The following is a 26,508-nucleotide window of genomic DNA, read 5'->3' as shown; positions in this document are numbered from 1 at the left end:
TTCAACGTGCTTTCCAATTCGCGGCAAAGGGCAGCACGCGTTCTCTCACGGTCGCAAGATCGAGCCCGTGTTCGCGCAGGGCGTGGGCATGGCTGCCGCAAGTTTCCGAGAAGCGCTCGCCGATTCCGATGCGCAACACCGGGATCGGGCCCGCTTCGGCAATCGACTCCACCACCGCGCCGCCGAGGCCGCCCACGGAGGAGTGCTCCTCGATGGTGACGAAGGCCTTGGCGCCGGCAGCCAGCGTAGCGAGCTGACCTGCATCGAGCGGCTTGATCCATGGGGCACTCCATACCGAAGCATCGAGTTCATCTCCCAGCGCACAGGCCGCCCTGACCATGGAGCCCGTGGCGATCAGAACCACCGGATGACTGCCCTTGCGAACCTGCACGAGCGCTCCGCGCCGAAGCTGCGGCAAGGACGCATGCACCGGGCCGACATCCGCCTTTCCCATGCGGAAGTACACCGGCCCGGCTTCCTGCAGGGCCATCCTCATGCAGGCGGTCAACTCGTGCGCATCGCACGGCGACATGATCTCGATGTGCGGCACCGCGCGAAGGCAAGCGATGTCCTCGAAGCTCTGATGGCTCGTTCCCAGCGTGCTATAGACCAGTCCGGCTCCGTCCCCGGTAAAGATCACAGGGAGCCTTTCGTAGCAGACATCGATCTTGATCTGCTCCAGCACGCGCACCGGTACGAATGCACTCAGCCCGTAGACGATGGGCCGGAGCCCGGCCTTGGCGAGCCCGGCGGCTACGCCCACCATGTTCTGCTCGGCAATGCCGGCATTGATGTACTGGTTCGGGCAGCGCTTGCGGAACTCGTCGAACAATGCATAGCCGTGGTCACCCGTCAGGAGCACGACGCGCTCGTCGCTGATCGCGGCCTCGACCAGCGCATTGGAGAATGCGGCCCTCATGCCGACGTTCCTTCGATTTCGCGCAGAGCCTGCGCGTACAGGTCGGGGTTCAGCCGCGAGTAGTGCCAGGCATTCACGTTCTCCATGTATGAGACGCCCTTGCCCTTGACCGTCTTGGCGATGAGCGCCTTGGGGCGACCGTTCTCCTGCGCTTGCAGTTTTTCGATGGCTGTCGATATCGCGTCCATGTCATGCCCGTCGACCGCCAGCACGTCGAAGTCGAAGGCGGCGAACTTGGCGTTCAGGTCTCCGAGCTGCATGACCTCGTCCGTGGTGCCCATTGCCTGGAATCCGTTCGCGTCCACGATGATCATCAGATTGTCCAGCTTGGCGTGCGCCGCGAACAGCATCCCCTCCCAAATGGGGCCTTCGTTGATCTCGCCGTCACCTATGACGGCGTAACACCTCTGCCCGGTCCTCTTGCGCTTTGCAGCAAGCGCCAGACCCACGCCGACCGAGAGGCCGTGCCCGAGCGTGCCGGAGGTCACCTCGCAGCCCGGCACGTGTGCGTCGGACAGGCCTTTCAGACGCGATCCATCGTGAAAATAGTTGTCGATGTCGTTGCGGTCAAGCCAGCCCAGCTCGTACAGGCAGGCGTACTGCGCCATGACGCCATGGCCTTTGCTCAGCACCAGGTGGTCGCGCCCGGGGTCGTCGGGGTCGGTCTCGTCATAGCGCATGTGGCGGCCGTACAGCCTCGAAAGCAGTTCGATGATCGAGAAGGCGCAACCCAGGTGAACGGCATTGCCCGCGAACGCCATTTCGACCACCGTTTTGCGTAAGGTCGAGGGATTGAATTGAGGTTTCATGTTGGAGCCATTGAAACTGCACTTGGCGCCTGTCGTCGCCACGCGAGGGTTCGTCGAATGCCCTCTTCGAGGTCCACTGCGTTGGTCAACCCGAGTTCAGCGGATGCTCGCCGTACGTCAGGCACGTAGCGCGAGCCCGCGAGCCCTGGCGAGGGCTGCCCCGCGATCCGCACCGGGACCCCCGTGTTCGCGAGCCGCGTCACGTCGCTCGCGAGCCGGGCGATGGTGACGTCCGTCGCGCTGCCGACGTTGTAGGTGCGCGCAGGCGCGCCGAGCACGAGGCAGCTCACGAGCCACCGGGCCATGTCGCTCGCGTACTGGTAGGTGCGCACGGCCTCGCCCGTGCCCTGCACGACGATTCCCTTGCCCTTGGCAGCTTCTTCGATGAACTGGGCGGCCGCGGCACCGCTCGAAGCAAGCAGACCGGGACCGATGAAGGCGAAGCACCGTGCGACCACCACGTCGAAGGGCCACTCCCGGCCGACAATCGTTTCGGCGAGGCGCTTGGCGCGGGTGTAGTCGTTGGCGGTGTCCGTATCGTCCCATGTCAAGTCTTCAGCCAGCGGATTCGACCCCTGCTGCGCACCGTAGACAGCGCCGGAACTGATATGCAGGAGCCGCCGCGCGCCGCTTGCCGCCGCGAGTTCGCAGACCCGGCGCGCGCCTGCCTCGGCCAGCCGTTGCAACTGGCCGTCGCCACCGGAGTCGGGGGGCGCCACCGGCAGCGCGGCATGAATGATCGAAGAGAACTCGCCGGCTGGAAACTCGAAGTCGAGCACGTCGCCCCGGACCAACTCCACGGCGGGCGCATTCGCTAGATGCGCACTGGTCCGCGCGAAGCGCTCGGGCTCGCGCGTCAGCACGGTCAGTTTCAGGCCGAGCTTCATCTCGCGCTCGGCGTGAAGCAGAGATTCCAGCAGCCACTTGCCGACGAAGCCGGTTCCCCCGGTGATGAACAGGGACTGGTTGCGAAGTCCCTTCCACACCGACGAGGCCGTCAGGCGAAGAACCTCGTCGAGGTCTTTCGTCGACACGGGCGAGGCTGGTTCAGTCAAACCGCAGGCCAAGATAGGTTTCGATGCTTTCGATCGTGTGGTCCAGCATGGGCTCCGTCAGCCCAGGATAGACGCCGATCCAGAACGTGTCGTTCATGATGCGGTCGGTGTTCTTGAGCTCGCCGACCACGCGGTAGTTGCGCCCGATCATGTAGGGCTGGCGCAGCAGGTTGCCCGCGAACAGCAGGCGCGTGCCGACCTTCTGCTGGTCCAGGTAGGTCAACAGATCGACTCGGCGCGTATTGGCCGCATCGCGCAAGGTGATCGGAAAGCCGAACCACGAGGGCTCCGCGCCCGGCGTGGCTTCGGGCAATTCGAGAAACTCTTCGGCCCCGCGCAGGCGGTCCTTGAGGTAGTCGAAGTTCTTCCTGCGCGCCGCCACGAAGCCATCCAGCCGGTCGAGCTGCGCGAGTGCGCAGGCGGCCTGCATGTCCGTGATCTTCAGGTTGTAGCCGAGGTGCGAGTACGTGTACTTGTGATCGTAGCCTTCGGGCAGGTCGCCGAGCTTCCAGCAGAAGCGCTTGCCGCAGGTGTTGTCCTTGCCGGGCGGGCAATAGCAATCGCGGCCCCAGTCGCGGATCGATTCTGCGATCAGACGAAGCTCGTCGCTGTTGGTGAGCACCGCGCCGCCTTCGCCCATCGTGATGTGGTGGGCGGGGTAGAAACTCAGGGTGCCGATATCGCCGAAGGTACCTACCAACTGACCTTCGTAGCGCGACCCGAGCGCGTCGCAGCAGTCTTCCACAAGCCAGAGGCCGTACTTTTCACAGGCCGCCTTGACCACCTTCAGGTTGTAGGGGTTGCCCAGCGTGTGGGCCAGCATGATGGCCTTGGTGCGTGGGCCGATGGCTGCTTCGAGCAGGTCGGCATCGATGTTGTAGGTAGGGATGTGCACGTCGACGAAGACGGGCACTGCGCCGCACTGGAGGATAGGGTTGACGGTCGTCGGAAATCCGGCCGCCACGCCGATCACTTCATCGCCCGGCTTGATGGCGCGGTCGCCGAGCTTGGGCGATGTCAGCGTCGAGAAGGCCACCAGATTCGCCGACGAGCCGGAATTGACGGTCATCAGGTGCTTCACTCCGAGGTAAGCGGCCAGGCGGCTTTCGAACAAGGTATTGAAGCGACCGGTGGTCAGCCAGGCGTCGAGCGAGGCGTCGACCATCAATTGCATCTCGGGCGCGCCGACGACCTTGCCCGAGGGCGGGACCAGCGTCTCGCCCGGAACAAAGGGTTGGGGCTTGCCAGCCAGTTCGCCGTACTCAGCCACCAGCGCCAGAATCTTCTTGCGCAGTTCGTTTTTCTGGAATGAGACCTCAGTCATGGGTGGGGGTACTTTCATAGTGCTCGATCTGTTCGAGGGTGAAATCGGTCATGGTGCGGCCGTCGGTCCAGGCACGGTGCCAGTCGACGATGGCGCCGAGGCTTCTGCTTAGGTCCCAGCGCGGGATCCAGCCCAGCGTTTGCCGGGCCTTTGAGCAATCGAGCTTCAGCCAGCTTGCTTCATGGGGTTGCTCCGCTTGGGCCTCCGTGCGCCACTGCGCGCCGCTGCCCCAGAGACCGGCCAGTTGATCGGCGATCCAGGACACGGGCCGAGCGTCCGAATCGTTGGGGCCGAAGTTCCACGCCTGCGACCAGGCGGGGCCTTCGATGTACAACTTTTCCGCCAACATCATGTAGCCCCTGAGCGGCTCCAGCACATGTTGCCAGGGACGCACCGCGAATGGGTTGCGGATGTCGGCAGTGCGATTTTCCCCGAAAGCGCGCAGCAGGTCTGGCACCAGCCGGTCTTCCGACCAGTCGCCGCCGCCGATCACGTTGCCCGCGCGCGCTGTCGCCAGCCCAACGCCATGCTGCGCATGGCGATGCTTGTTGAAGAAGGAGGACCGGTACGAGGCCGACACCAGCTCGGCGCAGCCCTTGCTGTTGCTGTAGGGGTCGTAGCCTCCCATCGGTTCGTTCTCGCGGTAGCCCCATTGCCATTCGCGGTTCTCGTAGCATTTGTCGCTGGTGACGATGACCACCGACCTGACGGTATCGCAGGAGCGCACCGCCTCGAGGAGATTGACCGTGCCCATGACATTGGTCGAATAGGTCTCCACCGGGTTGACATACGAGCGGCGTACCAACGGCTGCGCGGCAAGGTGGAACACCACCTCTGGTGCGCAGGCCTTCATCGACCGGCTGAGCAGCTCCAGATCGCGGATGTCGGCGATGACCGAGTGGGCCGAACCCGGCGCGGCCGTGAGCCCATGAAGACTCGGCTCCGTGCTCGGTTCGAGCGCATAGCCGGTCACGGTCGCACCCTGCTTCGTCAGCCACAGCGCCAGCCAGCAGCCCTTGAAGCCCGTGTGGCCCGTCAGAAAGACGCGTTTTCCAGACCAGAAGGAGGGATTGCTCATCACCAAGCTTTCCACGGAGCTTTACCGCTTTGCCAGAGTTCTTCCAGATAGATCTTGTCGCGCAACGTGTCCATGGGCTGCCAGAAGCCATCGTGCTTGAAGGCGCCCAACTGAGCTTCGCTTGCAAGCCGCTCCAACGGATCGCGTTCCCAGATCGTCTGGTCGTCCGTGATGTAGTCGATCACCGAAGGTGACAGGACGAAGAAGCCGCCATTGATGTGTCCGCCATCGCCCTTCGGCTTCTCCGTGAAAGCCGCCACCTTGTCCTTCTGCAATTCCAGCGCGCCGAAGCGACCGGGCGGTAAGGTGGCGGTTAGCGTCGCCTTCAGCTTGCTGGCGCGGTGGAATTCGACGAGTTGGGTGATATTGATGTCACTGACGCCGTCACCGTAGGTGAAGCAGAACGCGTCTTCTTTTTGGATGTGATCGGCGACTCGCTTGAGGCGGCCGCCAGTCATGGTCTCCTCTCCGGTGTCCACCAGCGTGACTCGCCAGGGCTCGGCATAGCGCTGATGAACCTGCATGCGGTTGTGCTCCATGTCGAAGGTGACGTCTGACATGTGCAAGAAGTAGTTTGCAAAGTACTCCTTGATGACATAACCCTTGTAGCCGCAACAGATGATGAAGTCGTGGATTCCGTGGGCAGAGTAGATTTTCATGATATGCCACAGGATGGGCTTACCCCCGATCTCGATCATGGGTTTGGGTTTGAGATGGGTTTCTTCGGAAATCCGAGTGCCCAGCCCTCCGGCGAGAATGACTGCCTTCAACTTGCTGCTCCTCCATTCGTTTGCAGTGATGCCGTTTGCGGTGATTCCAAGCTGACTGTGTGCTGAACGAATTCTAAGGTTGGGGCCAGCCATGCTGGCGATTGGCGCCAGCTGAGTGCATGATGCCTTGGCCTGCTAACCTTCGGGGGCTTGAGATCATTGGGTGAAGTGACACGAAAAGTGGCATACACACCGGATTTCCAGGTGTACCTCCTGTGCCTGTTACTGTGAGTAGATTGCCTCGGCCCTTGCGCCCCGTAACTCCCCTCGCAACCCTGACCCATCGCTCAATGATGGCGAGATTTCCCGTCTCGAGTTAGCGGAGTTCGCACAGCCTTGAGGAAGGAAAGCGTGGGCCGTCGGCGTGGTGGATGGTTCATCTTTCATTGTTGGTTATGACCTGATGCCGGCTCTGAGCTGCGAGGGGTCCGCTTCCGACAACTGGTGGAGGGACCACAACCCGCGCCGGTGGTGCATAGCACCTTGGTTATGTGCCGCCAGCTGTTTGCGCCGCGTTGCCGGCAGCGCTGGTGGCAACGCGCAAAGAAAACTTCACCAACTAATCTGCAAGGAGTCGTTGGACTGCAGACACGAGCGGCTGCAGCGTGAACTCCCACTCTATGCGATGCCGCACACTTTCAGGCAGTTGGAAATCGGCCGGAGGCTTGGAGAGGGTCAAGCGAACGGCTTGGCGAAACTGATCGGGTGTTTCGCAGATCATGACGTTTGGTAGTTCGAGCGCGAACTCATAGCCGCGGAACGCTTTCTTGGTAGCGACAATCCATTTGCCTGAATGCAATGCTTCCGCGGTCTTCAGGTTGGAACCTTCGCCCTCCACAATCGGCAGCAGGACGACGTGCGATGCCAAGATCATTGCTTGTAGATCCGCTCTTTCACGAACGCCTGCGAGCACAAGGCGCTTCTCGTTGAGCTGGACATACTCTGCCATCCCCTGGTGCACAGGAATGAGATGGCTGACCCCGCCGAGAACGACGATTCGATCCCCTGGTGGCAGGAACGCCAGCCCTGGGGCCAGCATTTTCCAGAAGCCGTTTGCATTCGGCGGGTGTGCGCTTCCCACGAATACGGGGTAGCGCCGACCGAAGTGCTTTGACCAATCGGCAACCATCGCCGACGAGCAGTTGAAGGGTTCGATCCCATTGGGTGCGACCACGGTGGGCGCTCGAGTCCAATCTCCAAGCTCGCCCGCGTCTCGATCCGTACACGCAATGAGCAGGTCAGCATCGCGTGCCGCGCGCACTTCTAGTTCTTTGATCTCCTGGACAAAGGCGTCTTGCACAGACTTCAGCTCCACCATCGCTGGCATCGCTGCTTTCAAGCGCCATTCAACGTTCTGACTGGACAGAATGACTTTGCAGTTGGGCGCATGCTCAGTCTTCAGCCGAAATGCGAGGTCAAACAGATAGGGTTGTTCAACAATGATGGCGTCTGGTTGGTACTCCAAGAAGATCCTAGTCACATGCGCATACGCGGAGGGATCCCTCAGTGCGTGCTGTCCTGCAAAGTGATCGAACAAGTATGGAAACCTGACATCGCCGTAAGGGGAGTCGGGAGGGGACAAAAGGTCGTCCGGTCCACGGCGCAATTCCGCGTTCGGGGACATCGCAAAGTTGCAAACTTCAAAGCCGGCGCCAAGAAGCGCTTTCTGGATTTGGGCACATCGGATCTGCCCTCCATGGATTGGCTCCAGCAGCGGGTAGGGCGTTAGCTGCAGAATCTTCTTCATCTCTTCTTGGCAATAGAGTCAACGAACTGCAGAAAGTCCGAAGAAAAGTCACTCCACGAGCGGTCGATATACCGAGCGGCAATCAGATCTTCCAAACCTTCACGGTAGTCGGAGTCAGTGCAAAGTTTCAGTACCTCCGCTCGCCAACCCAGATGGTCGTGCGGATGATAGGTTGGACACAAACCTTGCCCAGCTTCGGAGAGCGAAGAGTCGTTCGAAACAATGCAGACCTTTCGGTGTGCCAGCAACTCGGTTGCCGCGAGTCCCCAGCCTTCGTAGAGACTCGGGAAAAGACCGAACTGGCAAGATGCATACAGGTTGTCCAGCAGCGCGTCGTTCACGTCAGTCCAAAACTGCATCCAGCCGGCGCGACCCATCTTGCTTCGTTGGACCTCCCCAAGAAGATCTTCAACGCCCCATCCCCGCATTCCCACACAAACCAATTTCGGGACTTGCTCGCCGCGCCTATAGAACTCCTTCCATAGATTGACCAATAGCCGATGATTTTTTCGGCCCTCAATCGTGCTGACGTAAAGGACATAAGGACCCGTAGACGTTAGCCGCTCAAGGCGGGCTGCGTCATACGCAGTTAACTCCGGCAGTTTGCGCACGCGCTTGAGAGAGGCCAGCGCTACCTTTTGAACGCGATCGGCAGGCACGTCCAGCCCGGCTTGCTCCCAATAGCTCAATAGATCGCGCCGCGAGCATTCGGAAATCGCGAACACCGCATCAGCGGCGTGTCCCATGTTGGCGAAGTGTTCTTTAAACCGCTGCTCGAACTCAACGCCTACAGCAAATTCCGGGAACAGGATCGGTATGGTGTCATAGCAAGTAAGAATCGCGCTGCAGCTGGTCTTGTTCTTGAGCTGATAGATGAACTCCACTGGCGTGAAGTCCCAATCGGCACCTACAGAAACAAAGACGTCGCCACTGCCGATCGACAGTGAAACGTCTTTTCCAACATTCCCCATGGGACTTGGCGCTGAATCAATGGGCGTGCTTGGTGATGAATCGGAAATATCCCCTAGGTCATGGCCCATAGATCGGAGGATTGCTCGTTTTAGGCGAGGGGTAATGAGTGACATGTACCGACGCTGCACCCACGGCACTAGCCGTGGTGGAAGCCAGTCGTACGCAAAGCGAACAACCCTCCTTCTGAGTTTCCCGAGCGTCGAGGGCTGGGATGGTTGTGGCATGGGCGGTTGTGGTGCCAGGAGAACAGGCTGCACAGGCGCTTCGCACCAGCTGTCGTCTAGGATTTCATCAACTTCTGCATTAGTAAGCGTTCTCAGGACGCATTCGTCCGTATGGAAGCGACAAAACTCGGCGTCCTCTCGATGCTGTCGGAGGTAGCGTCCGAGTTCGCGCTCAACCCGCACAATGCCGACCGCATGTCTGCGCCAATGATGGCTTGTGGATAAATTGAAGAAGATGGTCATTGAGCGATTGATAGTTGTTTTCGCTGGCCTCGTTCAGATATGCCGCAGCGGATCGCCGGATTCGGGTTAGCCGGGTCGTCGCAGTCTCTTGAGGAAGCGGCCGATGGCGCTGCTGCCGAGCCATGCTCTGACCGCGCGCATCGATGCTGTATACCGCCAGGAGCGGCTCGTCTCCAAGGTAGTCAATCGATCTGCAAGGCTTTCGCTGTTCGCTAGCAAAACCGCCCAACGCGACTCGAGGTTCTGCAGCCGGCCGTGCAGAGCCGTTGCGCCATCTTCGATGCGAGCGCTCCGTTCGCTCAAAGCAGTCACCTGTTGCGCAGACCCGCGAAGCTCGGTAATCGTCTGCTGGAAGGCGGCGCGCTGCGAAGATATGTTGCTCTCCAGTACCGCAATGCGTTGCTCGCTGCTGTTCGTCCTCATCGAAAGTCCGTCCAGTGATGACCGAACTGCTGCATCGTGCCGTAAAGCGAGCTCTGGAAGCGTCAATCCGCGCACCAACTGCAGCGCACTGTCAAACCCTCGAAGAATCTCCTCCGGCCCTTCTTTCTGCGCGACGACAGCATAGTCGGGGCTGACCCCGGTCAACACGGCAAGAAGGTCAACATGCGCGTCCGGTGAACGTAGGTGCATAGGCTCCTGCAATCTAAATAGAGCGTGTCTGGGGAAGCCCGCATACTCGACAACGAATCCAAGAAGCAACGCTGGAATCGGTTGCTTATGAGACGGATCCAGATAGAAGCTGCTGGTGCCTACTGCCAAGTTCTCGGAGTTTGGTGTCTCGAGTATGAGAATTCCTCCTGGTAGCAGAACTCGATAGGCTTCTGCCACCAGCTCTCGGACAGAATCGAAACTGATGTGTTCTACCAAATGGAATGCGGAAATCAGGGCGAGGCTGCTATCAGGGCGTTGCCGAAGCGCCGCGACGGCGTCGACCTTCTCCACCGAAAAATGACGGACGCGGCATGCCTCGAGCATCCCATCGTCAACATCTGCGCCCTGCGCGTCCCATCCTAGCTCTGTGAGAAGCTCTATCCATTCGCCTCGCCCGCATCCCAGGTCGAGTGCTGACAACGGCTCAAGTTGAGCTCGTGCAGCTTCAAGCAGAGGCCGATAGTCGTTGAGGCGGCTCAGTATTTCTGAGCGAGATCCACGAAAGCGGTCTTCGAACGCACGATAGAAGGAGTCATTCATATGGTGTTGCTCGATTAAAGCAGTCGACGAGCATCCGGTGTCCGTTGTGAACGGTTGTCATCCTTCACAGGCACGTGGTGTGCACTGACGGATTGAAGGAGAGAGGAAGGCGCTGCTTAGCAGATCCGCAAGAACCAAAGAGAATGAGAATGCTTGGGTACCTGACGCGCCAGCGATCAACTAGAACGAATGCCCTTCCGCATTCCTTCGTAGGTCGGCTTCAACCATCATCGCGCAAAGCTGCTCAAGCGTCGTCTTGGGCTCCCAACCCAGCTTCTCCTTGGCGCGCGCAGGATTGCCGATGAGCAAGTCCACTTCCGCCGGCCGATAGAACTTCGGATTCACGCGCACCAGCGTCTTGCCGGTCTTCACATCGACGCCGACCTCGTTCTGCTCCTCGCCCTCGAAGCGCAGCTCATAGCCCGCCGCCTTGAAGGCCATGTCGACGAACTCCCGGACCGTCTCGGTCCGGTTGGTGGCGAGCACGAAGCTGTCGGGTTCCTTGGCCTGCAGCATCATCCACATGCCTTCGACATACTCCCTGGCAAAGCCCCAGTCGCGCTTGGCGCCCAGGTTGCCCAATTCCAGCACCTCGGCCTTGCCCAGCTTGATCTTGGCCACCCCGTCGGTGATCTTGCGCGTGACGAACTCTCGGCCGCGCAGCGGGCTTTCATGGTTGAAGAGGATGCCGCTGCAGCCGAAGATGTCGTAGCTCTCGCGGTAGTTGATGGTCATCCAGTGCGCGAAGAGCTTCGCCACGCCGTAGGGGCTGCGGGGGTAGAAGGGGGTGTCTTCCACTTGAGGAATGGCTTGCACCTTGCCGAACATTTCGGAGGTGGACGCCTGGTAGAAGCGGATCTTCGGGTTGGTCAGTCGAATCGCTTCAAGCAGGTGCAACGCGCCCATGCCTGTGATCTGGGCCGTGGCGTCGGGCTGGTTGAAGCTCACGCCAACGAAGCTCTGAGCGGCGAGGTTGTAGACCTCGTCGGGAGCTGCTTCCTTCATGAGCGTCAACGAGCTGCCGAGATCCGTGAGGTCGTACTCGATCAGGTGCAGGTCAGGGTTGCCCTGGATGCCGAGTTCCTCGATGCGCCAGAAGTTGACGGAACTGGTCCGGCGGTAAGTGCCGTAGACGACATAACCCTTGCTCAGCAACAGTTCGGCCAAGTAGGCGCCATCCTGGCCAGTGATACCTGTGACTACAGCACGTTTCTTCATGAAGACCTTCCGATAAAAGACAGGGCGCGCCATTCTGGCTGCGCTGACCCTGGGGATTTTGCCCTAAAGCATCAGCGGACCTTCGCGGGGGCATGCCTTTAAAATCTGGGGACGACGGTGTCTGGCGGCAGAGCGCTCTGGCTCTTGCGGAGACCATGACTCGCTCCCATACGGCAATATCAAGAAGACGATGCTTCTGCGCTCTGGCGCGGAAGCGAGCGTTCCCATTCCACACTGCTAGATACATTTCTTTCCGATGCTTTTCCTTCCTAGTCTGCGGCGGCGCAGATCGTGTTTGCCATCATCCTCGCGCGGCCTCTGCCGTGCGTTGATTTAAGTTTGTTCGATGACGAGTGAAGTGACGCCACGGCTTGCGCTGGACATGTATGTGCTTGCGCAAGGCGTGAAGACCGGCGTCTATCGCGTTTGCAGCGAGCTCTATGGGCGGCTCGCGGTGTCCTCTCGCTTCAGCCCGCGCCTCCTCGTCAGGGAAGGCTACGAACTCAAGGCCAACGAATACACTGCGGCGAACGGCTTGCCCGGCCAGCTTCACGACAACCGCCGGCCCCCCTCGGCCGATGCCGACATCCTCTTTTCCCCGTTCGGCGTGGCGCCGCGCAAGTGGCTGGACGACGAGAACGTGCTTCAGGCACACGTCATCTACGACCTGATCGCGATCAATCGGCCCGACTACTTCTCGCTGGAAGCCGCCACGGAAGTCCGCAACATCATCGCGAGCCTCGACGAGCGCACGGCGATCTTCGCGATCTCCGAGTTCACCAAGAAGGAGCTGCTCGCGTACCGTCCCGATCTGAGTCCGGGGCAGATCACCGTGATTCCACTGGCTGCCGGCGAACGCTTCAAGCCTTGCGACGACCGAAGCGAGCGGGCCGCGATGCGCGCGAAATACGGAATTCCGGCCGACGTTCCCTTTGTCTTGAGCCTGGCGACGCTGGAGATCCGGAAGAACCTGGACCAGGTCGTGAACGCTTTCGTCCACTATCTCGAGCAGGACAAGACGAGCGACATGCGTCTGGTGCTCGCAGGCATGTCAGGCTGGAAGCTCGACAAGCTCGACGAGGCGCTTGCCGCCGCCGGCCCATGGCGCAATCGCATCGTTCTGACGGGCTTCGTGGACGATGCCGATCTGTCGGCGCTCTACAGCGACGCACTGTGCTTCGTCTACCTCTCGCGCTACGAAGGATTCGGCCTACCTCCGCTGGAGGCCATGGCTTGCGGCACGCCCGTGATCTGCGCGGACAATTCGTCCCTGCCGGAGGTGGTGGGAGATGCCGGGCTGATGTTGGGCGCCGACGACGTGCAGGGTGTCGTGCAGGGCATTCGGAAGATCGCAAGCTCCCACGCCTATAGAGAAGATCTTTCTCGTCGAGGCCTGCAGAGGGCCTCCTTGTTCAACTGGGGCCGCTGCGCCGAAATCGTGATGGATACGCTTGCCTCTGCACATGAACGACATGCCGCCCGGCCTGCGCATCTGAGGCGCCGGCCAGCGTTGCTGCCCGCCACGCCCGAAGGGCTGGCAGAGGTGAGCGTCGACAGCATGGCTGAGGCCAGCTTCCTCGGCTACCGAAACGGCAGCCTGGGACCGACCTTTGCGGCGCATGGCGCTCCGCTGTCGAACCGCGTCGACAGCGACTGGCCCGTCTGGTCGGACCGCCTGCCCTCGACCGGCGAAGCCAAGGGCGACCGTTCCGAAGGCGGACTGCGTACCCTGGGCCGCCTGAAATCGGGCACGCAGGACGAACCGCTGGTGAGCTATGTCACCGTGGTGCGCAACAACACGGCGACGCTCGCCCGGACCATCGAAAGCGTTCAGCAGCAGACTTACGGCAACGTGGAGCACATCGTGCTGGATGGAGCGTCGACCGACGGCACGCTGGAGCTCATTCAGCGGTACGCCGACCGGCTTGACTACTATGTGTCCGAACCAGACGGCGGCCTCTACGATGCGGTCAACAAGGCGGTGCCGCTGGCGCGCGGGCAACTGATCTGCATCCTCAACTCCGACGATTGGCTGGAGCCGCATGCGGCGGAGATCGCGGTCCACCGAATGCGAGAAATGTGCGAAGAGCCGGCGCTGTTGATGACGACGGCGCTTGTTCGCGACGGCTCGATCATCCACGAATGGCATCCCGCGTTCGTGCACCCCGGCAGCTATTTCACCTGCGCGAACGATTGCCACAACGGCATCTACGCGACACGTGCAGCCTACGAGCGCTCCGGGCCCTACGACAGCTCCTACAAGATCGCCGCCGATTTCAAATGGATCATGACCTGCCTGGAGTCCGGCGCGAGGTTCGTCTATACGAGAGAGGCTACCGTCAACTACTCGATGGGCGGTACCTCGGGGGATGTCCGCAAGCACAGCATCGAGTGCATGCGCGTCGTGAGCGATCGCTTCGATTCTCTCTCGCCGGTCGAAGTCAGCGGGCTTTATCACAGCTTTTTCAGGCTGGCTGGCGCGTTTGCGGCCGAGCAGAGCGATCGTCCGAGCAATCACACGCTGTTCCTGCGCAGAGTCTTCGCGGCCCACGAGAGCAAGCCTGATTTTCTGAGTGCCCTGGGCTGGGCTTCGATGGCCACGCTGGAGCACCCGGTCGACGTGGCCGTTGCGTCTCAACCGGTTGCGCCCTCTCCCACCTTCAAGCGCTCGGTCAAGGAGCTGGCCAAGAGCCTGCTCTACAAGCATCCCGGCCTGTATGGCGCCGCCGCGCGCGGATACAAGCGCCTCAGGGGATGAGCGACGTGGCGCGCATTGCCTACATCGACCACTCGTTCCACCGAACCACCCGCTCGACCGAGTTCCTGCCCGAGATACTGCGGCGCCATGGACACGTCGTCGATCATTTCTGGGACGACGCGTGGCAGGGCGGGCCGCCCATAGCCTGGAGCGAAGTCGCTTCGCACGACGTGGTGATCATGTTCCAGTCGTTCTGCCGGCCGGACCACCCGTACTTCAGGCAGGCGCACCCGAACGTCGTCTATATCCCGATGCTCGATCAGTTCGGTCTCTGGCGAGGACCGATCTACAACCTGTCTGCGTTCTGGGAACCGTTCCAGGGCTCGAAGGTGCTGAACTTCTCGAATGCGCTGCAGTCCATGACGACCGCCTTCGGCATCGCGAGCCACTTCGTCCGCTACTACCAGCCCGTGAACGCGCGGCCCGTGCCTGCTCGGCAGGGCCTGCACGGGTTCTTCTGGCTCCGGCGCGAACTGCAATTGCCCTGGCAGACGATTCGCCGGCTCATCGACGGCAGCCGTTTCGACAGCTTCCATATCCATCTCGCGACAGATCCGGGCACGCCGCCGCCGCGTTTGCCTACCGAGGAAGACATCGCCAAGCACCACATCACGACCTCCACCTGGTTCGAGAACAAGGCCGATCTCGAAGCGCTGATGGAGCGCGCGAATGTGTACTTCGCACCCCGGGCCGAGGAGGGAATCGGCCAGTCCTTCCTGGAGGCAATGGGGCGCGGCCAGTGCGTCGTGGCGCCCAACCACGGCACCATGAACGAGTACGTCCTCCCCGGGGTCAACGGCCTGCTCTACGACATCCACGATCCGCAGCCGCTCGATTTTTCCGACGTGGTCCGGCTGGGCGCGCGAGCCAGGGAAAGTACGATTGCGGGCCGTGCGATGTGGGAGCGGGTCGAGGAAGACCTGGTGCGCTTCATCCTGGCGCCCAGCGAGACACTGTATGCGGCCCGCTATCAACACAAGTTTGCGGATGTGCAGGTCGACCCGCAACCCGCCGCGTCGCCGGCGGCGGCATCCATACCCGCCCGTTTGCGTGCGTTCGTCCAGCGTCACGCCGTTTTCAGGTCGACGCGCTTCATCTGGCATCCCATGGTCCGGCTGGCCCGGCAACTGCTAGGCCGTTGAACGCCGCGTCGCGCAACTTTTCGTCGCATTCGCTGCGACGCTACTAAGGTTACAGATGGAAAAGAAAAAGCTATTCGTCGCCGGACACCGCGGTCTCGTCGGTACGGCCACATTGCAGGCCTTGAGCAGCCGCCCCGACTGCGAGGTGCTGACGCGCACCCACGACGAGCTCGACCTCGAGGATCGCGATGCCACGCGGACGTTCTTTCTGCAGCACCGTCCAGACCACGTCGTCATGTGCGCGGCGAAGGTGGGCGGCATCCTCGCGAACTCCAATTTCCCGGTCGACTTCCTGCATAACAACCTGCGCATCCAGCTCAACGTCTTCGACGCGGCCCACGAAGCCGGCATCGATCGCATGCTCTTCCTCGGCTCCTCGTGCATCTATCCGCGGGACTGCCCGCAGCACATCAAAGAGGAGTACCTGCTGACCGGTCCGCTGGAGGCCACCAATCGCCCTTATGCGCTGGCCAAGATCGCGGGCGTGGAGTCGTGCTGGGCCTTCAATCGCCAGTACGGCACGCGCTATCTCGCCGCCATGCCGACCAACATGTACGGCCCCGGCGACAACTACCACCCCGAGCATTCGCATGTGCTGCCGGCGCTGATCCGCCGGTTTCACGAGGCCAAGATCAAGGCCGATCCCGCGGTGGTCGTCTGGGGCTCCGGCACGCCGCGCAGGGAGTTCATATACTCGTCCGATCTCGGTGAAGCCATCCTGTTCCTCCTCGACCTTCCCGATGAACGCTTTGCCGCGCTCACCCATCCCGATGTGACGCCCCTGATCAACATCGGCGTGGGCGAGGACGTGACCATCCGCGAGGTCGCCGAACTCGTGAAGGCGACCGTGGGCTACGAGGGCGAGCTCAAGCTCGACGCCAGCAAGCCCGACGGCACGCCGCGCAAGCTGCTGGATGTGAGTCGGCTCTCCGCGCTGGGGTGGAAAGCCCGCACCCCGCTCGGCCTCGGCCTCAAGAATGCTTATCAGGACTTTCTCCAGCGCCATGTCTGAATATTTGCTGAGACGCTATGCGAGGCGCGTCGCCAAGGGCGCCTGGTGGCTTGCCACGCCCTGGCTCATGCGCGAGCGGCTGGAATTCCTGCGCCGTCGCGCGGCGGAGCAAGCGCGGGCGACCCGGTTCACGGCCTTGGTCGAAACCGAGCGAAATCGGCTCACGCTGCGCGAGCGCGGAATGCCGGTGCCGGCCGTTGCGCCGCTCGACCTGTTCGACGATGCCGCTGTGAGCGAGACCACCGGCCTGCCGCCGAGCGGGATTCTGTGGCCCGCCGTTTCGCCCCAGGACGTAGCGGACCGCGATTCGGCCGCGCGGTTCCTGATCGACCTGTGGCGCAAGCGCGCCGACCTTCGGGCGCGCTTCCCGATGGCGCTCGAAAGCGGGCGGCGCGGCGGATTCGCGCAATGGTTGCAGGACGAGGGCGCCGCCGAGTTGCACCTGGCCGATCCAGCCTTGCAGTTCGCGCTCGACGCGCTGGATGCCGGCATCGCCGATCCCGCTCGGCAGGCGCTTCTCACGAACAAGGTGTTGTGGCTTTTGTCGCCGCATGGCTTGACGCCCGCCGGCATGCCCGACCTCTTTCGATGGCTCATGCAATACGGCGCGAGCGAATCCGGCTTGCCGCAGGAGGCGCTCTGGTGGCTCTTCCTGCAGGCTGCCCAGAACCCCGCGAGTGAGCTCATGCTGGCCTATGCGTTCACGCCCCCATGGCAGGAACTGCATCCCGACGGTCTCACCGTCTTCGGCCGCGAAGCTTTCTGCGCCTGGTTCGCCGCCGAGTATGGCGCCTCGGGCCGCTGGGTGGATCCATCGACCTGGCCGGACTGGGAAAAGCCGGCCTTGCAGATTCGAAGCGCCTACTGGGCACGCAGCGCGTGGCGCGCCGCGCATCCCGACGCGCTGGCCGATGAAGAGCATGCGCGCGCGTTGCTCGCCTGGCTGTCGTTGCCGGCTGCTGGCCTGTCCGATGCGGCGCGCGCCTGGTGCGGCCGGCTCGATGCGGCATCCGTCGCTCGCGAGCTCGCACAGCCTGGCGTCAACATGATCGGCCACTTCTGCTACGCGTCGGGTCTGCGCGTCTCGGCCGAATCCATGATCGAGGCCATGGGACGCGTCGGTGTTTCCGCGTCGCTGCGCGATGTCTGGACCGATGCCAAGGACGATCCTCACCATGTCGATTTCCGCGGCATGGAGTACTACGACGTCACCATCGTCCACACGCAGCCCGAGCCCTTCTTCGATGAGGCTTACCAGCGCACGCATCTGTTCGAGCGCAGCCCCCGCAGCTACCGCATCGCCTACTGGTATTGGGAATTCGATTCCATCCCCGATTCATGGGTGAAGCATGCCGAGAAGGTCGACGAGGTCTGGGCAGCCACCGAGTTCGTGGCCCGCGGGCTGCGGGAACGCCTGCGCATTCCGGTCCGCACGCTGTTCCCGGGCGTCAAGCTGGCGCCCTATGAGCGGCGGAGCAAAGCCTATTTCGGACTGAGCGAGGAGCCGTTCACCTTCCTGTTCACCTTCCACATGATGAGCGTGATGGAGCGCAAGAACCCGCACGGCCTGATCCGCGCCTTCAAGGCGGCGTTCGGCACCGACGAGAACGTGCGCCTGGTCCTCAAGACCTCCTTCGGCGACCGCCATCCGGTGCAAATGCAGGCGCTGCGCGACGCCGCCGCCGCCAGCGCCAACATCACGGTCATCGACCAGGTCTACAGCCCCGACGAGGTGCTGTCGCTCATGGATGCCTGCGATGCCTATGTGTCGCTCCACCGCAGCGAGGGCCTGGGCCTGACGATGGCCGAGGCGATGCTCATGGGCAAGCCGGTGATCGCCACCAACTTCTCCGGCAATGTGGATTTCATGGACGAGAGCAACAGCCTGCTCGTGCCCTACAAGCTGGTGAAGCTCGGCAAGCCGATTCCGCCCTATGACGCCGATCTGGAGTGGGCCGAGCCGTCCGTCGAGCATGCGGCGCAGCTCATGCGGCGCGTCTACGACAACCAGCAATGGGCGCGCGAGGTCGGAGCGCGAGGCAAGGCGAGCGCCGAGGCCAACCTGTCGCTGGAGGCTGCAGGCCGAAGAATCGCCGCTCGCCTCGAGGAGATCAAAGCGCTGCGGCGCGCTGCGCGCTGATCTCTTCGGTCTTCGCGACCTCGACGATCCGCCCGTGCTCCAGGTGGATCACCCGGTTGCATTCCTTGGCGATCAGGTCCGGCGAATGCGAGGCCAGCACCAGGATGCCGGACTTGGACACCACGTCCTTCATCCGCTGCTCGGCCTTCTCCGTGAACTCGGCATCGCCGACCGACAGCCACTCGTCCATGAGCAGGATCTCGGCCTCGACGCTGGTTGAGATCGAGAAGGCCAGCCGCATCAGCATGCCGGTGGAATAGGTGCGCACCGGCATGTTGACGTATTCGCCCAGTCCGCTGAATTCGCAGATCTCCGGTGTGAGCGCATCGATTTGCTTCTTGCTCATGCCCATCACGAGCCCGCGCAGCATGATGTTCTCGATGCCCGTCGCGTCGTGCTCGATGCCCAATGCCGGGTCGATCAGGCTGGAGACGGTGCCCTTTCGGACGAACTCGCCCGAGGAGGGCTCGTAGACGCCGGCAAGAGCGCGCAGCAGCGTCGACTTGCCCGCGCCGTTGTGGCCGACGAGGCCGAGGCGGTCGCCGCTCTTCAACTCGAGGTTGATGTTGCTCAGCGCCTGCACCACGTTGACGCCGGTCTCCTTGCCGAAGCGGCCGCCGGTCACGGATGCCGCGAGCGTCTTCTTCAGCGAGGCGGCCCCGGCTCCGTAGATCGGGAAGTTGACCGAGACGTTCTTGAGTGAAATGAAAGCCATGGTTCCTTACAGCCAGTAGACGACGCGGCGGCGGTACTTTGCGAAGAGCAGGCTCGACGCAATCAAGCTCAGCGCCGTCCACCCCAGAATCCCCCACCAGTTGTGAGCCTCTGCCACGCCGCCCATCAACGGCGTGCGCAGCAGTTCGAGCATCTGTGCAAACGGGTTGTAGAGAATGTACTGGGCCCGTCCGGGCAGGCTCGCAGGCAGCCAGAAAACGGGCGTCAGGAACATCAGCATCTGCATCACACTGGTGACGATCTGGGTCACGTCGCGAAAGCGCGTGCAGATGAGGCCGAGCACCATGCCCAGCGCCTGGGCGTTGATCAGCGTCAGAAGGAAGGCGGGCACGAAGAGCAGCGCAGACCACGACAGCGAGATGCCGGCCCACAGGGCCACCGGCACGTAGAGCACGATGTGGTGGGAGAACTGGATGAGGTTGCGCGCCATGCTCCGCCAGACGAAGAGGCTGATCGGGAAGTAACCCTGTTTGAGATAGTTGCTCGATCCGATGAAGGCATTGCAGGCATCGGTCACCATGCTGGAGAAAAAGCTCCAGAAGATGATGCCAAGCGCCAGATGCGGGAAGAACTTCGACAGCTCGGTGCCGAACAGCGAGCTGTACAGCGGGCCCATGCCGCCGATCATGGCGCCCATGCTGAGGGTCAGCCACAAGGGCCCCAGCATCGAGCGCCGGTAGCGCAGCACGATGTCGAACCAGGCCAGCGTCCACCAGATATCGGTGCGGCGGGTGCCTTCCCACCAATCGGCCCAAGCGTTGCGATGAAGGTTGGAGTGCGCCTGGCTCATACGCGTCCGTAGGTGTCCACCAGGCGCACGATGTCGTCTTCGCCGAGGTAGCTACCGCACTGGACTTCGATGAGAACCAGTTCATCCTGTCCGATATTCGTCAAACGATGCTTCTCCTTGAGCGGGATGTAGCGGTACTCGCCGGGCAAGGTCTTGTGCTCCACATCGCCGATCTGGACGATCGCCGTGCCCTGGACGACCACCCAGTGCTCCGCGCGCTGGTGGTGGTACTGCAGCGAAAGCGCCTCGCCCGGTTTCACCGTGATGCGCTTGACCTTGTAGCCGTCTTCTTCCTTGAGCGAGGCGTAGGTGCCCCAGGGGCGGTGGACGACGGCGGGCAGATTCACGGTTTCGTGCTTGCGCGCCTTGAGGATGTCGACCACCTTCTTGACCTGCTGCGCGCTGTCCTTGTGGGCCACCAGCAGCGCATCGGGCGTGTCGACGATCACCAGGTCGCGCAGGCCCAGGGCCGCCACGATCTTGGGACCATGGCTCTCGACCTGGATGTGGGTGCCCGTGGTGTCCACGGCCACCACGTGATCGTCGGGAAAAGTGTTGCCGCTGGCATCCGCCGGCTGCGCCTTGGCGACGGCGGGCCAGGAGCCCACGTCGCTCCAGGCGAATCGGGCCGGCACCACGCGCACGTTGTCGGCGTGTTCCATCACCGCGTAGTCGATGCTGATGTCGGGCTGCAGGCCGAAGGCGTGCAGGTCGAAGCTGATCGCCTCGCCCTTGGTCTGCGCCGTGTCCAGCGCATGGCGCGCCGCCCTCAGCACTTCCGGCGCATGCAGCTCCATCGCCGAGACGATCGCGGCCGCGGTGAAGCAGAACATGCCGCTGTTCCAGTAGTAGCGGGCGGTCGCCAGGTATTCCTGCGCGGTGGCGAGGTCCGGCTTCTCGACGAAGCGCTTGACCGGCTGGCTGTCGCGCGAGACGCGCTCGACTTCCACATAGCCGAAGCCGGTCTCCGGCGCGGTCGGCGAAATGCCGAACAGCACCAGCGCACCTTCCTGGGCCAGCCGGAACGCCTCGCTCGCGCTCGCGACGAAGGCCTCAACGTCGGGCACCAGATGATCCGCGGAGAGCACCAGCATCACGGTATCGCCGCTGAACTGACGCTCGCACTGCAAGGCCGCCAGGGCGATGGCGGGCGCCGTATTGCGGCCCTTGGGTTCGAGCAGGAAGGTGGCCGATGGCGGATCGCTCATCTGGCGCAGCACGTCCTTGGTCAAGAACTGGTGGTCCTTGTTAGTCACCACCATCAAGTCGCCCGTGCCGCATGCCTGCCCTCTCTCGATGGCTTGCTGAAGCAGGGTCGAGTCGCCGAGCTTCATGAAGGGCTTGGGGAAGGCTTGTCGCGATGCGGGCCACAGACGGGAGCCTGCGCCTCCCGAGAGCACAACAGAAAGCAAGCGCATTTTTTGGGGGGTGTGTGAAGAAGGGGATAATTTTACCGGTCTCGGTTCAGCGATAGCCTAACGATCAGACACAACTTCAGGCACGGATGCCCGCCAATTTCGTGATTTCCCCCGATGCAGAGTAAGCCGACGTTGCCGACGGCAGCGTCGCCGTGTGCGCAGCCGAAGTCCGATCCCCGCGGGCAGGATGTCGGCCTCCATCGCCGCATCAGCGCGCTCGAATCGCAGCACAAGACCTTGCTGGCGCAAGCGAGCGCCCTTCGGCAGTCCATCAGCTGGCGCATCACCGCCCCGCTGCGCTGGTTGCAGGAGCATGCGCAGCGTGCCAAGCGCGCCATGCACGCCTTCCGGGGGGTGCGGCCACGCTCCAGCTATCAGGAATGGGTGGCGGCCTACGACACGCCGGATCGAAGCATGCGCATGGGTCTGCGAAACGCCGTCGCCGCCTGGCCGTTGCGGCCGCGGCTGTCGGTGATCATGCCGAGCTACAACGGCCGTCCAGCCTGGCTTCGCCAGGCCATCGAATCGGTGCGCTCGCAGATCTATCCGGACTGGGAGCTGTGCATCGCCGATGACGCCTCGACCCGCGATGAGGTCCGCTCGCTCCTTCGGCGCTACGCGCGGAGCGATCCGCGGATCAAGGTCGAGTTTCGTGCGCGCAACGGGCACATCTCGGTCGCCTCCAACAGCGCGCTGGCGCTTGCGTCGGGCGAGTGGATCGTCCTGCTCGACCACGACGACCTGCTGGCACCGCATGCGCTCTATTGCGTTGCGCGGGAAATCGTCGAGCACCCCGAGGCACGCATGATCTACTCGGACGAAGACACGATCGACGCGCGAGGCTGGCGCAGTCATCCCTATTTCAAGCCCGACTGGAATCCCGATCTGTTTCGCTCGCAGAACATGTTCTCCCACCTCGGTGCGTACCAGAAACGGCTGGTCGAGGGGGTAGGCGGCTTTCGCGAAGGCTTCGAAGGATCGCAGGACTATGACCTGGCGCTGCGATGCATGGAGCGCCTGAACAGCGCGCAGATCCGGCATATACCGCGCGTGCTCTACCACTGGCGCGCGCACGACCAGAGCACGGCACAGTCTGCTGACGCCAAGCCTTATGCGCAAGCTGCTGCCGAGCGAGCATTGAACGAGCATTTTGGACGCGCGGGCGTCAGCGCCGTGGCGGAAGCCGTGCCCCAGGGCTACTGCGTGCGCTACGGGCTGCCGGAACTGCCGCCGCTGGTGACGCTGATCATTCCCACGCGTAATGCCGAGGCGCTGGTGCGCCAGTGCGTCGAAAGCATCGTGGCCAGGACCGCATATCCGAACTACGAGATCCTGCTGGTGGACAACGGCTCGGACGATCCCGAGGCGCTGGCCTACTTTGCGAGCTTGGATGCCCAGCCGGGCTTCGCCGTGCTTCGAGATGACAGGCCTTTCAACTATTCTGCACTGAACAACTTCGCCGTCTCGCGCGCCCAAGGCGAATTCGTGGCCCTGGTCAACAACGACATCGAGGTGATCTCGCCCGAATGGCTGGCCGAGATGGTGTCGATCGCGATGCAGCCGGGTGTCGGCGCGGTCGGCGCGAAGCTGTTGTATCCCGATCGCACGCTGCAGCATGCCGGCGTACTGCTCGGAGTCGGTGGCATCGCGGGCCATGCGCACAAGCACTTCGAGGCTTGGCAGCCGGGGTATGGCGGCCGCGCTCAACTGATCCAGTCTTTTTCCGCGGTGACGGCCGCCTGCATGGTGGTGCGCAAGAGCCTCTATGAACAGGTCGGCGGCCTGGACGAGCAGCACCTCCCCGTGGCATACAACGACGTCGACTTCTGCCTGCGGCTGCGGGAAGCCGGCTATCGCAACGTCTGGACGCCGTACGCGGAACTGCTGCACCACGAGTCGGCCACGCGCGGCGCGGACATCACGGCCGAAGCGCGCGAGCGCTTCGAAATGGAGTCGGCCTACATGCGGCAGCGCTGGGGCGAATTGTTGGCGGCGGACCCCGCCTACAACCCCAATCTCACGCTCGACCATGAAGGCTTCGGCCTGGCCTGGCCCCCCCGCGTGGCGCCCCTCGACGCCCCGCTTCGAATCCATAGCCCGCAGCCCCAGCCATGAACGCCGCCGAAGCCGCCAGGCCAGCCCTCCGCGTCTCCGTTGCCTTGTGCACCCACAACGGCGCCCGCTTCCTGCGCGAGCAGGTGCGCAGCATCTGCCTGCAGGAGCCGCCGCCGGCCGAGATCGTGCTGTCCGACGACGCCTCGAAGGACGATTCGATCGAGGTGCTGCGCGCCGCCGTCAATGAATGCATGCGCGAACGGCCGGGCCTGCAGCTGCCGCTGCGCGTGCTGCACAACGCCGTGGCCCTGCGTGTCACGAAGAATTTCGAGCAGGCCATCGGAGCCTGCGAGGGCGAATTGATTGCGCTGAGTGACCAAGACGACGTGTGGCTACCGGGAAGGCTCGCGCGTATGGTGTCCGAATTCGAAACCCGGCCCGGGCTGCTCCTGCTGCACACCGACGCGCGCCTGGTCGGTGCCAATCGCGAAGACCTGGGCCAGACGCTCTTCCACGCGCTGGAAGTACAGCCCTTCGAGGCCGAACGCATCCATGGCGGCCGGGCATTCGACGTCTTCCTGCGCCGCAACCTGGTGACCGGCGCAACCACCGTCTTCCGCCGTTCCCTGCTCGCCCAGGCGATGCCCTTGCCGCCCGAATGGGTGCACGACGAATGGCTGGGCATCATTGCCGCCGCCACCGGCGAGGTGGACGTGCTGGAAGAGCCCTGGATCGAGTACCGCCAGCACGAAGCCAACCAGATCGGCGCGCGCCGCGATTCGTTCGCCGGCAAGGTCCGCAAGGCACTGGCTTCCAGGGGGCGCATTCATGTGGAACGCGCCATCAAGGCCGAGATCCTGCTGGCGAGGCTGCTCGAATCCGGCGATCGCGTGGCGCCCGAAACCATCGAGAAGGTGCGCGGCAAGGTGACGCACCAGCGCTTCCGGGCGGCGTTGCCGGCGTCGCGCATCGCGCGTTGCCTGCCGGTGCTGCGCGAAGCCATGACCGGCCGCTACGACAAGTTCGGCCGCGGCGTGCGCGGCGTTGTGCGCGACCTGTTCGAATCCGTATAGACAATGCACCCCATGAATGTTTCGCCCGACACGCCGACCGATCAGCCCACGCGATGGCCAAGCGTCGCGGTCGTCATCCCCTTCTACAACGGCGCCGATTTCATCGAACGCTCGGTCAAGAGCGTGTTCGAGCAGACGGTGCCGGCCGCCGAGGTGATCGTCGTTAACGACGGCTCGCGCGCCGAAGAGCGGGCCGCGCTGGATGCGCTGGCGATCCGCTATCCCTTCCGCATCGTCGACAAGGAAAACGGCGGGCAGGGCTCGGCGCGCAATGCCGGCGTCGCGGCTTCCACTTCGGACTATCTCTGCTTCCTGGATCAGGACGATTTCTACCTGCCCAACCACATCGAGACCCTGGCGTCGGCCATCCCGGACGGCGATCGGCTGTTCGGCTTCGTCTATGCCGACGTCTACGAGGCGCACGCCGACGGCAAGACCATCCGCACCGGCGTGGTGAAGGAGCATTCGACGCATCCGAAGCGCGATATCTTCGAGCTGCTGCGCGAAGACATGTTCGTGCTGCCCTCGGCGGCGCTGGTGAGCCGCGAGGCCTTCGAGGCCGTGGGCGGCTTCGATCCGCAGTTCATGGGCTACGAAGACGACGATCTGTTCCTGCGGATCTTTCGCCAGGGCTACAGCAACCATTTCGTGGACCGTGCCGTGACGGTGTGGTGCATCCATACGGAGAGCACCTCGTTCAGCATCCGAATGGTCAGAAGCCGTTTCAGGTATTTCAAGAAGCTGCTGGCCATGTTCCCCGACGAGCCGCGGCGAAACCGCTTCTACCTGCGCGACTATCTGGTACCGAGGTTCGGCCAGGTGTTCGTGGACGAAGCGATCCAGGCCATCAAGCTGCGGCACGAGCATCAGGAGGAGATGCGCGCCCGTTTCACGGAATACGTGGGGATCGTGCTTTCCAATCCCTATGTGAGCCGCCGGGTCAAGCTCAAGATGCGCGTGATCGCCTTCCTGCTCGAGCACGATTCGCCCGCCCTGGTGAGGCTTATCGCCGCCGTGACGCGGCTGCCCGGGCTGCGAAGCCTGCGGCGCCTGGCTCGCTAGCCGGCATCCGCTCAGGGACGAGGCGGATGCATCCGCCGATAGCGCCAGAAGGGCCGCGACAGCCAGACCTTGAGCAGGCTCGTCACGTGCCAGTACAGGTGTTTCAGGCTCGTTCGGCTGGCGCGCTGCGCATCGTGCAGCGCCGTCAGGTCCTCAGCCACCTGCAGCTTCCAGCCGGCAAGCCGCGTGCGTGCGCAGATGTCGAAGTCTTCGCCATACATGAAGAAGCGCTCGTCGAAGCCGCCGACCTGGCGGTAGGCCTCGCTGCGAAACAGCATGAAGAGGCCGGGAATCCAGTCCGGCACCAGCGGGCGCACATAGTCCGGCCGCTTGCGCCGCAGGATTTCCAGCGGCGTGATGATGGCCCGGTGCTGCTCGGGCTCGCTCTTGCCCGGCTCGAGGATGCGCGGCGTGAGCAGGCCGCTGTCGGGCGCGGCCTGGGCGATCAGCGGCGCCAGCACGTCGCGATCGAAGCGGATGTCCGGGTTGAGCACCAGGAACCAGGGCGTCGTGCAGCGATCGAACGCCTGGTTGTGGTTGGCGCCGAAGCCCAGGGGGACCGCGTTCTCGATGCGTTCGATCTCGAAACCCCAGCTGGCGCCCGCCAGCAGGTCGGGCTCGGGGATGTTCTGCGTGAGCACGACCTTCGCCGTGAGCGCGCGGCTGAAGCGGTCCAACTGCTCGAGCAGCGGGCGCACCAGTTCGAGCTGACCATGGCTCACGATCGAGACCGTGACGGCGGGCGAGGGGGAGGGGTATGTGGACATGGT

Annotated in this window: 21 protein-coding genes; 7 read left to right on the top strand and 14 right to left on the bottom strand. The window is 63.0% G+C overall.

The features are described from left to right. Position 1: 1 nt before the first annotated feature. The 10 genes from ACSQ86_RS25890 to gmd form a co-directional block, all read right to left on the bottom strand. The gene (locus ACSQ86_RS25890) at positions 2 to 919 is read right to left on the bottom strand and encodes a transketolase family protein (RefSeq protein ID WP_436309867.1); all 918 of its coding nucleotides are present in this window, start codon (positions 917 to 919) and stop codon (positions 2 to 4) included. Then, complete coding sequence (locus ACSQ86_RS25885; protein ID WP_436309866.1) at positions 916 to 1,728, bottom strand: transketolase; 813 nt, start codon at positions 1,726 to 1,728, stop codon at positions 916 to 918. The genes ACSQ86_RS25890 and ACSQ86_RS25885 overlap by 4 nt, the downstream gene beginning before the upstream one ends. Next, a complete protein-coding gene (locus ACSQ86_RS25880) occupies positions 1,725 to 2,762 on the bottom strand; it encodes an NAD-dependent epimerase/dehydratase family protein (RefSeq protein ID WP_436309865.1) in 1,038 nt (345 codons plus the stop codon). Before ACSQ86_RS25880 ends, ACSQ86_RS25885 begins: the two co-directional genes overlap by 4 nt. A 13-nt stretch (positions 2,763 to 2,775) precedes the next feature. Beyond that, positions 2,776 to 4,107, bottom strand: a complete 1,332-nt coding sequence (rfbH, locus tag ACSQ86_RS25875; protein WP_436309864.1) for a lipopolysaccharide biosynthesis protein RfbH — start codon at positions 4,105 to 4,107, stop codon at positions 2,776 to 2,778. Further along, entirely contained in the window at positions 4,100 to 5,185 is a 1,086-nt protein-coding gene (gene rfbG / locus ACSQ86_RS25870; protein ID WP_436309863.1) for a CDP-glucose 4,6-dehydratase, read from the bottom strand. Before rfbG ends, rfbH begins: the two co-directional genes overlap by 8 nt. Further along, positions 5,185 to 5,955 (bottom strand): glucose-1-phosphate cytidylyltransferase, encoded by a 771-nt coding sequence (gene rfbF / locus ACSQ86_RS25865; protein WP_436309862.1) that lies wholly within the window; start codon positions 5,953 to 5,955, stop codon positions 5,185 to 5,187. Before rfbF ends, rfbG begins: the two co-directional genes overlap by 1 nt. 559 nt (positions 5,956 to 6,514) lie before the next feature. Further along, positions 6,515 to 7,702 carry a glycosyltransferase gene (locus ACSQ86_RS25860; RefSeq protein ID WP_436309861.1) on the bottom strand — a complete coding sequence of 396 codons (1,188 nt, stop codon included), beginning with the start codon at positions 7,700 to 7,702 and terminating at the stop codon, positions 6,515 to 6,517. Continuing rightward, positions 7,699 to 9,141 carry a glycosyltransferase gene (locus ACSQ86_RS25855; protein WP_436309860.1) on the bottom strand — a complete coding sequence of 481 codons (1,443 nt, stop codon included), beginning with the start codon at positions 9,139 to 9,141 and terminating at the stop codon, positions 7,699 to 7,701. The genes ACSQ86_RS25860 and ACSQ86_RS25855 overlap by 4 nt, the downstream gene beginning before the upstream one ends. 66 nt (positions 9,142 to 9,207) lie before the next feature. Next, positions 9,208 to 10,335, bottom strand: a complete 1,128-nt coding sequence (locus tag ACSQ86_RS25850) for a class I SAM-dependent methyltransferase (protein WP_436309859.1) — start codon at positions 10,333 to 10,335, stop codon at positions 9,208 to 9,210. 180 nt (positions 10,336 to 10,515) lie between these two features. Then, positions 10,516 to 11,553 carry a GDP-mannose 4,6-dehydratase gene (gene gmd, locus ACSQ86_RS25845; protein ID WP_436309858.1) on the bottom strand — a complete coding sequence of 346 codons (1,038 nt, stop codon included), beginning with the start codon at positions 11,551 to 11,553 and terminating at the stop codon, positions 10,516 to 10,518. 403 nt (positions 11,554 to 11,956) lie between these two features. Between gmd and ACSQ86_RS25840 the strand changes: the two genes are divergently transcribed. The 4 genes from ACSQ86_RS25840 to ACSQ86_RS25825 are packed head-to-tail and all read left to right on the top strand — an operon-like array spanning position 11,957 to position 18,605. Beyond that, positions 11,957 to 14,311, top strand: a complete 2,355-nt coding sequence (locus ACSQ86_RS25840; protein ID WP_436309857.1) for a glycosyltransferase — start codon at positions 11,957 to 11,959, stop codon at positions 14,309 to 14,311. Further along, entirely contained in the window at positions 14,308 to 15,453 is a 1,146-nt protein-coding gene (locus tag ACSQ86_RS25835) for a glycosyltransferase (protein WP_436309856.1), read from the top strand. Before ACSQ86_RS25840 ends, ACSQ86_RS25835 begins: the two co-directional genes overlap by 4 nt. Positions 15,454 to 15,508: 55 nt before the next feature. Further along, positions 15,509 to 16,465 (top strand): GDP-L-fucose synthase family protein, encoded by a 957-nt coding sequence (locus tag ACSQ86_RS25830; protein ID WP_436309855.1) that lies wholly within the window; start codon positions 15,509 to 15,511, stop codon positions 16,463 to 16,465. After that, positions 16,458 to 18,605 carry a glycosyltransferase family 4 protein gene (locus tag ACSQ86_RS25825; RefSeq protein WP_436309854.1) on the top strand — a complete coding sequence of 716 codons (2,148 nt, stop codon included), beginning with the start codon at positions 16,458 to 16,460 and terminating at the stop codon, positions 18,603 to 18,605. The genes ACSQ86_RS25830 and ACSQ86_RS25825 overlap by 8 nt, the downstream gene beginning before the upstream one ends. Here the strand turns inward: ACSQ86_RS25825 and ACSQ86_RS25820 are convergent. From ACSQ86_RS25820 to ACSQ86_RS25810, 3 genes are read right to left on the bottom strand one after another with little or no spacing between them, the layout of a single operon-like run. Continuing rightward, positions 18,577 to 19,320, bottom strand: coding sequence for an ABC transporter ATP-binding protein (locus ACSQ86_RS25820; protein WP_436309853.1), 744 nt, complete (start codon positions 19,318 to 19,320; stop codon positions 18,577 to 18,579). The genes ACSQ86_RS25825 and ACSQ86_RS25820 overlap by 29 nt on opposite strands. Positions 19,321 to 19,326: 6 nt before the next feature. Further along, on the bottom strand, positions 19,327 to 20,130 hold the full coding sequence (locus tag ACSQ86_RS25815) for an ABC transporter permease (RefSeq protein ID WP_436309852.1): 804 nt from the start codon (positions 20,128 to 20,130) through the stop codon (positions 19,327 to 19,329). Then, positions 20,127 to 21,548 carry a mannose-1-phosphate guanylyltransferase/mannose-6-phosphate isomerase gene (locus ACSQ86_RS25810; protein ID WP_436309851.1) on the bottom strand — a complete coding sequence of 474 codons (1,422 nt, stop codon included), beginning with the start codon at positions 21,546 to 21,548 and terminating at the stop codon, positions 20,127 to 20,129. The genes ACSQ86_RS25815 and ACSQ86_RS25810 overlap by 4 nt, the downstream gene beginning before the upstream one ends. A 114-nt stretch (positions 21,549 to 21,662) precedes the next feature. Between ACSQ86_RS25810 and ACSQ86_RS25805 the strand changes: the two genes are divergently transcribed. Genes ACSQ86_RS25805 through ACSQ86_RS25795 form a run of 3 tightly spaced genes read left to right on the top strand, consistent with a single transcriptional unit; the run spans position 21,663 to position 25,738 of the window. Further along, the gene (locus tag ACSQ86_RS25805) at positions 21,663 to 23,663 is read left to right on the top strand and encodes a glycosyltransferase family 2 protein (RefSeq protein ID WP_436309850.1); all 2,001 of its coding nucleotides are present in this window, start codon (positions 21,663 to 21,665) and stop codon (positions 23,661 to 23,663) included. Then, positions 23,660 to 24,676: a glycosyltransferase family 2 protein gene (locus ACSQ86_RS25800; protein WP_436309849.1), complete on the top strand. Its 1,017-nt coding sequence runs from the start codon at positions 23,660 to 23,662 to the stop codon at positions 24,674 to 24,676. Before ACSQ86_RS25805 ends, ACSQ86_RS25800 begins: the two co-directional genes overlap by 4 nt. A gap of 12 nt (positions 24,677 to 24,688) precedes the next feature. After that, positions 24,689 to 25,738, top strand: a complete 1,050-nt coding sequence (locus tag ACSQ86_RS25795) for a glycosyltransferase family 2 protein (RefSeq protein WP_436295662.1) — start codon at positions 24,689 to 24,691, stop codon at positions 25,736 to 25,738. 11 nt (positions 25,739 to 25,749) lie between these two features. Here ACSQ86_RS25795 and ACSQ86_RS25790 read toward each other — a convergent pair whose 3' ends face one another. Further along, positions 25,750 to 26,505 (bottom strand): glycosyltransferase family 2 protein, encoded by a 756-nt coding sequence (locus tag ACSQ86_RS25790; protein WP_436295661.1) that lies wholly within the window; start codon positions 26,503 to 26,505, stop codon positions 25,750 to 25,752. Positions 26,506 to 26,508 lie beyond the last annotated feature (3 nt).

This window comes from Variovorax sp. LjRoot130 (genome assembly GCF_964253755.1).
GTDB lineage: Bacteria > Pseudomonadota > Gammaproteobacteria > Burkholderiales > Burkholderiaceae_C > Variovorax.
Note: the sequence above shows the minus strand (reverse complement) of the source record. Positions and strands in the feature narration are given on the sequence as shown.